Origin of the sequence: Kribbella sp., assembly GCF_035687465.1 — a bacterium.
Lineage (GTDB): Bacteria > Actinomycetota > Actinomycetes > Propionibacteriales > Kribbellaceae > Kribbella.
Map to the genome: position 1 here is coordinate 1 of NZ_DASRXP010000401.1, position 10,808 is coordinate 10,808.

A 10,808-nucleotide genomic window follows, 5' to 3' on the forward strand; every position below is an offset into this window, starting at 1 on the left:
ACCGACACAGAAGAACTCCGCCAAGCCGTCACCGCCTACCGGCAACTGGTCGACAAGCTGCTGATGGATCGCGGCGAGACCGACGGAACCCACCGCGCCGAGCCGACCAACGAGACCAGGGAGCGCTCATGACCACCCACAACGACCCCCGAGCCGACGAGGGCACGACGAGGCTCGACCAGTCGGATGCCCTGAGCCGAGAAGCCGACCCGTCAGCCCGCACGCCCGACCCCGACCTGGATGCCGACGACCGTCGCGCTGACACCGATCCGAGTGACGACCGCGATCTGGTCGACGATCGCGATCGCCGTGCTGACACCGATCTGGGTGACGACCGCGATCGCCGTGCCGACACCGATCCGGGGCGCGACACCGGCGACCTTGCTGATGCGGACCTCAGTGACGACAACACCCGGCGTACGGATGAAGACTCGGGCGACGGCGAGCGGCGTACTGGCACATCCGAGGAGCCGTTGGTGGCGGCGGATGCGGTGGTGGACTTCCGGGCGCGGTGGGAGGTCATTCAGCAGGGCTTCGTGGACGACCCGCGCAACTCGGTGACCGAGGCGGACAAACTCGTGGACGACCTGCTGAAGCGCCTGTCGGCGACCTTCGACGAGCAGCACCGGGATCTCGAAAACCAATGGTCCAACGGCGAACCGTCGACCGAGGATCTCCGCGGCGCACTCCAGAAGTACCGCGCCTTCTTCCAGCGCTTGCTCACCCTTTGAGCACCGAACGCCAAGGGACACAGGCGCGGCTGACCTCTCCCGACAAAGATCGGCCGCGCCTGGCACGACGCCTCCAGTAGAGAACGAACCGCCACGCCTCCGCCGACCAACAACGGTGCCAAAGTCTGTACTCACGGCGCTTGCCGCTGTGCCGGTTGATGCTAGGCAGGTCGGCGGTGGGGCTCCCAGAACGCTGTCTGTGCGCTCTCCCAGTGCTTCAGAAGCGCATCGAGCCCGCGCTCGATCTTCAACCGCCGCTCCGACTCGAAGATCGGGACCACCTGCAGGAACTCGACGTGAACACCGTCGGAGAGGGTCAGCGCGGGCAGGATCTCTCCCAGCTGGCGCAACACCAGGAGAGTGTTCATCTCCGTTCCCGCCCAGAGCGGTCCACCGGCCGGGATCGTGTGCCCGTGATCGACATTCTCACGCTCGCGCTGCGCGAAGAGACCTAATCCCGCCAAGGGCGAGGCGATGTCGTCGCGGCCGGGCGCCAAGCCGATGAAGTACTCGACCCGGTGCCCTCGCTCAGCCCGCGGCATGTCCTCAGCACTGGCCCCGAGCGTCGCGTAGAGATCGACCCCCTCACCGTTCGCCGACGCGGTCCACTTGAGGATCTCGATCTCGTACTCCCCGGTCCGGAAGTTCGCCCGCCGGGAGGGCTCACCCCAGCGGTCCCGATAGAGATCGCCGACGGCTCCAACGACATTCACCTACGGACCTCCATAAGGCCACCAGAACACCTGCTCGCCTGCCGGGCGGCCACCATTGCCCAGATTGCAACAACCTGCAAGGCGCGCTGCAGAGTACCGCGCCTTCTTCCAGCGCCTCCCTCACACTCTGAGCAGCAGCCAACCTTCTGGTGGGCGGGGCGCGTCTTTCTTGGTGAGTAATGAGGTGGAGGCGCGGCGCGTGTTGTCCTGGGAGGAGGCGTTGGCGTTCGGAGTGTTGGCCGAACGCCGCGACCGTTTGCGGGAACAGGGCAACGAATCTGTCGCCGAGCGGCTACAGTCCGTGCGCCCTGAGCCGCCCGCCCGGGATGAGACTGAGGACTGAAACCCCTTACGGGGCGATGTTTTGGTTCAGGTGGAAGAGGTTGTCCGGGTCGTACTTGCGCTTGACGTCGACCAGCCGGGAGTAGTTGTCCTTGTAGTTGTCCTGGATCCGGCCCTGATCGTCTCCGGCCATGAAGTTGACGTAACCGCCTGATTCGGAATGCGGTGCGATCGCGTCGTAGTAGTTGCGCACCCAGTCGACCCCGGCCTCGTTCTGCGCCGGATCCGGCCACATGCCGGCGATCACCGTCGCGAAGGTCGCGTCGCGGTAGGCGAACGCGGTGGCGTCGGCAGGCACTCGGTGGCAAGCGCCGTCGATCGGATACAGGTGGACGGTCGAATTGACCGCGGGCAGCCCCGGCGCGTGCTCGAGATGCGCCTGGATCGCGTCATCCGTCAGTTCCTTGACGAAGGCGGCCTTCCAGTAGTGCTGGATGCCCGGCGGCACCAGCGCGTCGAACGCACTGTTCAGCGCGGGATACGGCATCGCCCCGACATGCTCCGCAACCACCGGAGCGAACTCGCGGAAGCGTGCGATCTGCTTCTCACCCTCACTCAGCTCGCCTGCCCAGCAGCCGACGACCAAGGCGAACGTATCGCCGTGCCGGTCTTCCGGGATGAACGGCAGCGGCGGCGCGATCTGGAATCCAGGGAACCCACCCAGCTCCTCCGGCGCATCGTGAAGCAGATCCCGGAACCCGGCCAGCACGGCCCCCGCATCGGACATCTCGAAGAGCATCGGACCGCCGTAGATCTGATCGACAGCAGCCAGCCGGAATTCCAAGGCGGTCACCACTCCGAAGTTGCCGCCACCACCGCGCAACGCCCAGAACAGGTCCTCGTGCTCCTTCTCGCTCGCGATCAGGAACCGCCCGTCGGCCGTCACCACATCGGCCGAGATCAGGTTGTCGCACGACAATCCGAGCCCACGATCTAGGTACCCGATCCCGCCACCCAGGGTCAGTCCACCAACCCCAGTCGTCGAGATGATGCCGCCAGTCGTCGCCAAACCGAAGGCATGCGTGGCCGCGTTGAAGTCTCCCCAGGTCGCTCCCCCGCCGGCGCGTGCGGTCTGGGTGATCGGATCGACCCTCACGTTGTTCATCGCGCCCAGATCCGCGACCACCCCGTCGTCGCAGGTCCCGAACCCCGGCACGCTGTGCGAACCACCCCGGACCGCGAGATCCAGGTCATGCGCCGCGGCGTAAGCGACGGTCGCCATCACGTCACCCGCGTTCAGGCACCGCACGACGACCCGCGGGTGCTTGTCGATCATCGCGTTGTAGACCTTGCGCGCCTCGTCGTACCCGTCGTCGGACTCGGTGTAGACCGGTCCCCTGGTGCGCTCTCGCAGTTGTTCGATCGTGTATTCGGCCATGATTCCTCCGCCGCTCGCTGACGCCCCACCTTGTCGGCCCGCGCGCACACTCGTACGCCGGCCAGACCGGCAAACCGCCTTCGACGACACAGCGCGAGAAGTTTCTCCCCAGAGACCAGCGCGTGGTCACCCCCGACGGCCGCCAGACCTCCCCCAGGCAGCCTTCTCCAGCGAGACTCCCGCTGAGAAGCCCTTTAGTCAATGCTCACGTGCTGATCGGTCGCCACTGCGGGTGGCCGATCAGCACGGCGCCGGTCAGGAGTAGGTCATCACGCCTGAATCGAGAGCGAGACGCACATCGACTTCACATAGCCCTTGCTGGTGATGTAGACCCACCCGAAGTAGAAGTAGCCACAGGCGCTGTAGGTGCTGCCGTTGACGACGGTACAGCTGGACGCGGTTTTGACGCCCTTGGTGAGATGGCCGACCACGGTGCTCGACGTACTGTTCGAGGAGTAGATCGGGGTGTTGCCGTAGAGGGCAGTGGCGTGGCACAGGGCAGACACGGAGTCCGCGCCGGGCGTCGGGGCGGCGACGGCGGCAGTGCCCGCGGCCACTCCGGAGGTCAGCAGGACGCCGGTCGCCAGAGAGGCCTTCAGAAGTGTCAGGGTGCGCATCGAGTTCTCCCAAGTGAGCAGAAGGTTTGAGTTCCCCCGTTGGTGCGCTGCCAACTTTCTACGATCAGGTGTTTCACCACCGTTAACGTTTTACAACTGTGAGTACCTGCCAACGAAAGGTTGGGTCACGAAATCCCGGCCGGACTGCTTGGGGGCGGCAGGATGAGGGCATGAGTCGTCGGAGAACAACATGGGCAGGGCTTGTAGTGCTCGGGATGACGGCTGTGGTCGGGTGCACGTCGACCGATTCCGCCGAACCGCCCTCACCCAGCAGCTCGGCCGGCACCACAGCTACAACCATCACTCCACCGACCACGACGCAGCCCACCATCCCGTCGGCAACGCCGCCCCGGACCGCGCAGCCCGCGGCACATCCGGTGTCGCTGCAGGCGTTGATGGCGAAGAAGTACGACGGCCGCAATCTCCGGCTGGTCCGGGTACTGTCCAGCAACAGCGTCTACACCCGGTACCACGTGACGTACTCGAGTGGTTCCCTGACGATCTCCGGGATCATGAACGTCCCGCGCTCCCCCGGCCGGCACCCCGCCCTGGTCCTCAACCACGGTTACATCGATCCAGCCGTCTACACCAACGGACGCGGCTTGATGCGTGAGCAGGACTACCTCGCCCGCCGCGGCTACGTCGTACTGCACACGGACTATCGCAACCACGCGCAGTCGTCCGACGATCCGCGGTCCGAGGTCAACCTGCGGATGGGTTACACCGAGGACGTCATCAACGCAGTACTGGCCTTGAAGACCTCCCCGTACGTCGATCCGCAGCGCGTCGGGTTGTTCGGCCGGTCCATGGGCGGCGGGATCACCTACAACGTCCTGGTCGCGCAACCCGGACTCGTCAAGGCGGCGATCGTCTACGCCCCGGTCAGCTCGGATGCCGTCGACAACTTCAACCGCTGGACCCGTCCGGAAGCATCCATCGCGAACACCATCCTTCGCGCATATGGCGAACCCGCGGCCAACCCGACCTTCTGGCGCAACCTCTCGGCCATCAACTTCTTCGACCGGGTCACCGAACCGCTCCTGATCCAGCACGGCGAGTCCGACAGCACCTGTCCGATCGCCTGGTCCCGGGAAACCCTTGCCGCGTTGAAGAAAGCCGGCAAAACCGCCTCCATGTACACCTACCCCGGCGAAGAACACGCCTTCGCCGCCGCCTGGCCAACCTCCATGGCCAGATCAGTGGCCTTCCTCAAACAACACGGCCTCTGACCCCGCTACAGCTTGACGGCTGCTACCGCGTACATCGTCAGGGACATGTGGAAGGCACCTCGGGTGGCGGCCTCCGTGATCTGAGCCTGGAAGGTGGCCCCTTCGGTCGGGGTGATGGCGCCGGCGGCCGTTGCGACACGGCCGATCATGGGGACGAAGCCCTCGTTGGCGCCTTCCTGCGGTTCGATCCAGGTGGCGGCCGTCTCGCCGGTGATGGTGAGGCCGGTGGCGGCGAGCAGCCCCCGCAGCGTCCGGCCGGAGTACGGGTTGGCTGCTTCGGCGGTGAAGTGTTCGACCAGCCGGCGGAAGACGTCGGGGTCGACGGGATGGACGATCGCGGTGGCCCAGTCCGTGTCGATCAGGGCGATGCGACCGCCCGGTCTGAGCACTCGCGCCATCTCCGCGACCGCCTGTTGAGGGTCGGTGAGGTGCTGCAGTACTCGCTCGCAGCGGATCAGGTCGAACGACTCGTCCTCGAAAGACAGCGCCACCGCGTCCCCGTCCACCACCTCGACCCCGGAGACCCGCTTCAGAGCCTCCGTGCGCAGCCCGGCACTCGGCTCGACACCGACCACCCGTCCAGCCGGGCCGACCCGCTTGGCGAACTCGGCCAGATCCTCCCCTGTTCCGGATCCGACATCGAGCGCGGCCTCGCCCGGCGCCGGCTGGAGCGCTGACAGAGCCCAGGACTTGAGCGTCTGGACAGCCGGCCTGGTGGCGAGCAGATCCAGTACCGCCGCGAGTCTGGCGGCGTCCTGCTTGTCCGCGTCGGCGAGCTTGAAGCTGCTCATGGGCTCGTCCGGCGACAACGTCTCAGCCATGTCCATTCCCCCTCGCTATAGACCTGCTGAGCGTAGCGCCGGACGAGCCGCCGGCCGACTGGGTTTGCCCCTTAGGGCACAGCCGGCGGGTCCCATTCGTTGTCCCGCATCCGGAGGATCGCCCACCCCACCGCGGCGAATCCGGCTGCCTGCAGACCCCAACCGATCAGGTCGACGGTGTGGTTCGGGACGATCACCGCGGCCACGAAATGGATCGGCTGCGACACGATCACCGCGAGCGCCGCCCACTTCGCGACCACGCGGGACCGCCACATCGCGATCCCCAGCAGGATCGTTCCGAGCACATGGCCCACGACGAAGAACACACCGGCCAGGTCGGTCGTCGGATGCATCGTGTCGTACAGCCTGGTGACGGCACCGGCATCCAACCCGGATTCAGGACCGGCCCACAGCGATATGTCACCACCCGTCAACCAGCCGAGCGACAGATAGCCCGGCACCAGCAGGAACAGCGCAACCGCCGTCAGCCACGGCGCCCGTCGCCTCGTCAGCCGCCCGACGGCGAACGCGGCCGGTACGAGGGTCAGGATCGCGATGAACCCGAGCCACAGCACGAGTGACGCCCGATCCTGGTCGGCCATCGTCTTGCTGACGATCGTGGAGCTGTCATCGATCGTGTCGTAGGGCAAAAAGTACCGCAGCAACGCGATCGCTGCAGGCCCGACCGGCAACACGATCGCGGCCAGCCACCGACTCGCAGTACGGGCATCGCGGCCGGTACTGCTCGGCCTCACTGCGGTCGTCGTCATCGTGCGGCCTCGAACTCACGCGCCGGCATCAGCACCAGCGCAGTACCGGCAACGGCCAGCACGATGGACACTCCAGCGGCAGCCATGGCGCCGCCCGGTACGTCGTCGACGAAGAACGCCGGTACTGCGGTCAACGCCGACAGCACCCGCAGCACGATGAGCGGCACCACCGCACGCCGGACTCCCCGCCAGGCGAGCACCACCAGCACGAGGCTGATCAGCCCGAGCGCGGAGCCGATCAGCGCGATCGACATCGGCGGCGTCTCGCCGTCGGTCAGCAGCGGCGCGGCCAGATCGCCCACCGACAGCAGCCCGAACGCGATCAGCCCGGCGCGAAAAGTACGAGACATCAGAAACCTCCCCTATTCACCCCGGTGAATCGGGGTCCTGGCACCACCGTGCGGCCGAACCCCTGCCCAGCGCCCGGGGAGGCGTTCACCCCGTGCCGGGAGGTTGCCGGGCCGCTCGGGAACGCATTCCCGGGACGCCGGGAGCCTTCAGGGCGCACACTGAGCCACATGACAGCAGGCAGGCGCCGGCTCGCAGCGGGGCTCGGGACGTTCGCCGTCCTCGAGGTCGTCGCGGCCATCGTCCTGGCCATCGTGGTCGGCTGGTCGTTCGACGAGGCACTCGACAGCTTCGTCGTCACCAACGGACTGATGGGGTTGACGTTCGCGGTCTGCGGCGCGGTGATCGCGTGGCACCGGCCGTCGAACCCGATCGGCTGGCTGTTCGTGGCCGACGGCATCGGTCACGCCACCACCGCGGTCGGCGCGCCGCTCACGCAGGTCCTGTACGACGCGTCCGCGGCGGAGTGGCTCCAACGACTGACGCTGACGATCTTCTCCTGGTCGTGGCCCTGGTCGATCGGCCTGTTCCTGCCGCTCGCGTTGCTGTTGTTCCCGGACGGCAAGCTGATCTCGCCACGCTGGCGAGCCGTGGCCATCGGGATCATCGTCACCTCGCCGCTGTTCGCCCTGGAGATGGGCACCTCGCCCGACGCGCCCTTCGAGGGAGGGCTCACTGGTTATCTGACCATCTCTTCGTACGACCAGTGGCAGCCGCTATGGACCGCGACCGAGTTCCGCGGTCTGGTCGCCTACTTGCTGGCGATCACCTGTCTCGTACTGCGCTATCGCCGCGCCACCGAAGTCGGCCGACGCCAGCTGCTGTGGTTGCTTCTGGCCGCAGTCATCGCCCTCGCCTTCATGGTGCCCTGGTCGTTGGTGGCCGGGACACCCGTCCTTGTTTTGCTGGCGATTCCGCTGGTTCCGATCTCCGTCGCGGTCGCGATCGTGCGATACCAGTTGCTCGATATCCGTTTGGTGGTGTCCCGCGCACTCAGCTGGGCACTGCTGTCGATCGTTGCCGTCGGCGCCTATATCGCCCTGGTCGCCGTGCTGGACTCGTTCATCTCTTCAAGGGTCGGTAGGTCCGCAGCCGTGACGGTGATCGTGGCGCTGCTGATCGCGCCCGTTCTGCCACGATTGCAACGGCTGGTCGACCGCGCCATGTACGGCGACCGCCGCGATCCCGCGCGCGTCGCTTCCCGCATTGGCGAAGAGCTCTCGGCCAACCCCGCCGGCGGGATGGATGGCGTCGTCGCGGCAATCCGCTCCGCCTTGAGACTCCCGTACGTCGCTGTCGCCGCCGACGGGTCGATCGTTGCATCGGCCGGAGTCGCCGGCACGGTGGTCCCGGTGGAGCTCTCGTACGGCGGGTCCGCGGTCGGCTCGCTGCTCGTGGGACTTCGGTCGGGCGAATCCGGGTTGTCCCCTGCCGATCGGAACGTGCTCGCGTTGGTCGCAGTACCACTGGCCGTCGCCGTGCATGCGACGCGGTTGTCTGGCGAGCTGCAGGCTTCTCGGGAGAGGCTGGTCGCGGCTCGCGAGGAGGAGCGTCGGCGGTTGCGGCGAGATCTGCATGACGGGCTCGGTCCTACGTTGACCGGGGTCGCCTTCACCGCGGATGCCGCGGCCAACCTGTTATCCGTTGACGCTGCGCGGGCTTCGGAGTTGCTCAATACCCTCCGGACTGACACCCGCGCGGCGATCTCCGACGTACGGCGATTGGTCGACGATCTGAGGCCGCCTGCGTTGGACGAGCTGGGGTTGGTCGGCGCGTTGCGGCAGAGGGCGGATCAGTTGTCCTGGCGGGCGGATGGGGCTGCCGTGTCGGTCAAGGTTTCTGCTGATGGGTTGCCTGCGTTACCGGCTGCGCTGGAGGTTGCGGCGTACCGGATCGGGACGGAGGCGCTCACGAATGTGGTTCGGCATTCGCGCGCGACGGTCGCAGTACTGGCGTTGCGGTGTGGGTCCGAGTTGGAGATCGAGATCACGGATGACGGTCCGCCGAACGGTGCCTGGCTGCCCGGGGTCGGAATGCAGGCGATGCGAGAGCGCGCGGCCGAGTTGGGCGGCCGCTTCGAGGCCGGCCCATCCGCAGGCGGCGGCCGAGTACGAGCCTCCTTCCCACTGGTGACGTCATGACCAGCGCAACGGGGATCAGGACGACCCGGCTCAGGGCGAGCAGGCGCGGCGCGACCCGGCGCATGGCGACTGCCCGCGAGGCGACCGAGGTCGGGCTGGTCGCGACCGTCCAGGAGGCGTCGTGAGCGAGGGCGAGGTGATTCGGGTGGTGTTGGCGGATGACCATCCTGTGGTGCGGGCTGGGTTGTCTGCGTTGCTCACCTCCCTGCCTGGTATTGAGGTTGTCGGTGTCGCTTCCACTGGGCGGGAGGCGGTTCGCGAGGTCGTGACGCTCCGGCCGCACGTCGCTGTTCTGGATCTGCAGATGCCGGATCTCGACGGTTTTGCCGCGACTCGCGAGTTGGCCCGTTCGGCACCTTCGGTCGCCGTACTGGTGCTGACGATGTTCGGGGACGACGACTCGGTGTTCGCGGCGATGCGGGCGGGGGCGCGCGGGTACCTCGTGAAAGGCGCCGAGCAGGAGGAGATCGCCCGGGCGATCCGTGCGGTCGCGGCCGGCGAGGCGATCTTCGGGCCGGGTGTCGCCCGCCGGGTGCTCGGCTTCTTCTCGGCCCCGCAGGTGGTGGCTGAACCGTTCCCCGAACTGACCGACCGCGAGCGGGAGATCCTGGATCTGCTCGCCGCCGGGATGTCGAATACGGCGATCGGGCAACAACTCGGCCTGGCCTCGAAAACCGTTGCGAACAACGTGTCTTCGATCTTCACCAAGCTCGCGGTTGCGGATCGAGCCCAGGCGATCGTCCGTGCCCGCGACGCCGGCCTCGGCCGCAGTACAGATCGCTCCTGATCCAGCCCAGTTTCTTTTCGGCGGCAGACCCGCGCTAACATTAATCAGGCAGGTGTCGGATAATGGATAGAGGGCGAATCGTGACAGCGCGGCAGCGACGCGGGCCGGGGAGACCGCGGTCGGATGCCCCGATGCCGGAGTTGGAGCAGGTCTTCCAGCGCGGGCTCGAGGCGTTCGCCGAACTGGGCTACGAGGCGGTGTCGGTACGGCAACTCAACGCCCGTCTCGGCATGGGCCACACGTTCATCCACGACCGGTACGGCACCAAGGAAGACTTCTGGAAGGCCGTGGTGCGATGGGCCATCGAGCAGGTGTCGACCGAAGTCGCAGCCACGGCCGATGGTGCGGAGGGCAAAGATGATCTCGTCCGGTTGACCAACGGCGTCAGGGCCTTCCACCAGGCAATCGCACGCCGCCCGCACCTGATCCGGCTGATCGACTACGAGGCCGGTATCGATTCACCCCGGCTGACGTACCTGTACGAGCAGATGGGTCAGCTCAACGACGCCGGGCGACCGCAGTTCGACAAGCTCGTGCAAGAAGGAAGGATCCGGGATATCCCCTGGTACCTCTTCCACTTCGCGGTGACCAAGCCTCTGGCCATGTACGGCCAGGAGCCCTTGGCGCGGATGTTCGGACGTCCTGACGACGCCGACGACCACGCCCTGCTGAGCACGCTGGTCCTGAGCGGCCTGCTGCTGTGAACGTCCTGCTGTGAACCTCTGAGAAACCGGAGTCGGACATGCCCTCCATCCGTTCCAACAACGCGACCCTGATCTGGGCGCTCACCACCGTGATCGGCATCGGCCTGCTGGTCACGCCGTTCGCGAACGGTGTGCGGATGCCGCTGATCGTCCTCCAGGTCGTCTTCACCCTGGTGCACGGTGCCCGGTGCTACGGCTGGCCCGCGATCGCGGTCTTCATCGTGGGT

At 66.8% G+C, this 10,808-nt stretch carries 13 protein-coding genes; 7 read left to right on the plus strand and 6 right to left on the minus strand.

All coding sequences use genetic code 11. From position 1 onward, the window contains the following. Positions 1–128: 128 nt before the first annotated feature. A complete protein-coding gene (locus VFG33_RS20840) occupies positions 129–731 on the plus strand; it encodes a hypothetical protein (protein ID WP_325054583.1) in 603 nt (200 codons plus the stop codon). A gap of 161 nt (positions 732–892) precedes the next feature. Here VFG33_RS20840 and VFG33_RS20845 read toward each other — a convergent pair whose 3' ends face one another. The 3 genes from VFG33_RS20845 to VFG33_RS20855 all read right to left on the minus strand — a co-directional run bounded on the left by VFG33_RS20845 (position 893) and on the right by VFG33_RS20855 (position 3,781). Then, positions 893–1,444: a suppressor of fused domain protein gene (locus tag VFG33_RS20845; RefSeq protein ID WP_325054584.1), complete on the minus strand. Its 552-nt coding sequence runs from the start codon at positions 1,442–1,444 to the stop codon at positions 893–895. A 349-nt stretch (positions 1,445–1,793) separates the two neighbouring features. After that, positions 1,794–3,164, minus strand: coding sequence for an FAD-binding oxidoreductase (locus VFG33_RS20850; RefSeq protein ID WP_325054585.1), 1,371 nt, complete (start codon positions 3,162–3,164; stop codon positions 1,794–1,796). 269 nt (positions 3,165–3,433) lie between these two features. After that, positions 3,434–3,781 carry a hypothetical protein gene (locus tag VFG33_RS20855; protein ID WP_325054586.1) on the minus strand — a complete coding sequence of 116 codons (348 nt, stop codon included), beginning with the start codon at positions 3,779–3,781 and terminating at the stop codon, positions 3,434–3,436. 215 nt (positions 3,782–3,996) lie between these two features. Between VFG33_RS20855 and VFG33_RS20860 the strand changes: the two genes are divergently transcribed. Next, complete coding sequence (locus VFG33_RS20860; protein WP_325054587.1) at positions 3,997–5,010, plus strand: alpha/beta hydrolase family protein; 1,014 nt, start codon at positions 3,997–3,999, stop codon at positions 5,008–5,010. A gap of 5 nt (positions 5,011–5,015) precedes the next feature. On the opposite strand, the gene VFG33_RS20865 is transcribed toward VFG33_RS20860, so the two are convergent. The 3 genes from VFG33_RS20865 to VFG33_RS20875 form a co-directional block, all read right to left on the minus strand. Beyond that, entirely contained in the window at positions 5,016–5,831 is an 816-nt protein-coding gene (locus VFG33_RS20865) for a methyltransferase domain-containing protein (protein WP_325054588.1), read from the minus strand. Between the two features lie 71 nt (positions 5,832–5,902). Continuing rightward, a complete protein-coding gene (locus VFG33_RS20870) occupies positions 5,903–6,601 on the minus strand; it encodes a DUF4386 family protein (RefSeq protein ID WP_325054589.1) in 699 nt (232 codons plus the stop codon). Continuing rightward, positions 6,598–6,951: a hypothetical protein gene (locus VFG33_RS20875; protein ID WP_325054590.1), complete on the minus strand. Its 354-nt coding sequence runs from the start codon at positions 6,949–6,951 to the stop codon at positions 6,598–6,600. Before VFG33_RS20875 ends, VFG33_RS20870 begins: the two co-directional genes overlap by 4 nt. 168 nt (positions 6,952–7,119) lie before the next feature. Between VFG33_RS20875 and VFG33_RS20880 the strand changes: the two genes are divergently transcribed. The 5 genes from VFG33_RS20880 to VFG33_RS20900 form a co-directional block, all read left to right on the plus strand. Continuing rightward, on the plus strand, positions 7,120–9,090 hold the full coding sequence (locus VFG33_RS20880; RefSeq protein WP_325054591.1) for a sensor histidine kinase: 1,971 nt from the start codon (positions 7,120–7,122) through the stop codon (positions 9,088–9,090). Further along, the gene (locus tag VFG33_RS20885; RefSeq protein WP_325054592.1) at positions 9,087–9,215 is read left to right on the plus strand and encodes a hypothetical protein; all 129 of its coding nucleotides are present in this window, start codon (positions 9,087–9,089) and stop codon (positions 9,213–9,215) included. The genes VFG33_RS20880 and VFG33_RS20885 overlap by 4 nt, the downstream gene beginning before the upstream one ends. Beyond that, positions 9,212–9,877: a response regulator transcription factor gene (locus VFG33_RS20890; protein WP_325054593.1), complete on the plus strand. Its 666-nt coding sequence runs from the start codon at positions 9,212–9,214 to the stop codon at positions 9,875–9,877. The genes VFG33_RS20885 and VFG33_RS20890 overlap by 4 nt, the downstream gene beginning before the upstream one ends. 131 nt (positions 9,878–10,008) lie before the next feature. Beyond that, the gene (locus tag VFG33_RS20895) at positions 10,009–10,581 is read left to right on the plus strand and encodes a TetR/AcrR family transcriptional regulator (RefSeq protein ID WP_325054594.1); all 573 of its coding nucleotides are present in this window, start codon (positions 10,009–10,011) and stop codon (positions 10,579–10,581) included. Positions 10,582–10,619: 38 nt separating this feature from the next. Then, a partial coding sequence (locus VFG33_RS20900) for a hypothetical protein (protein WP_325054595.1) occupies positions 10,620–10,808 on the plus strand: 189 nt, incomplete at its 3' end.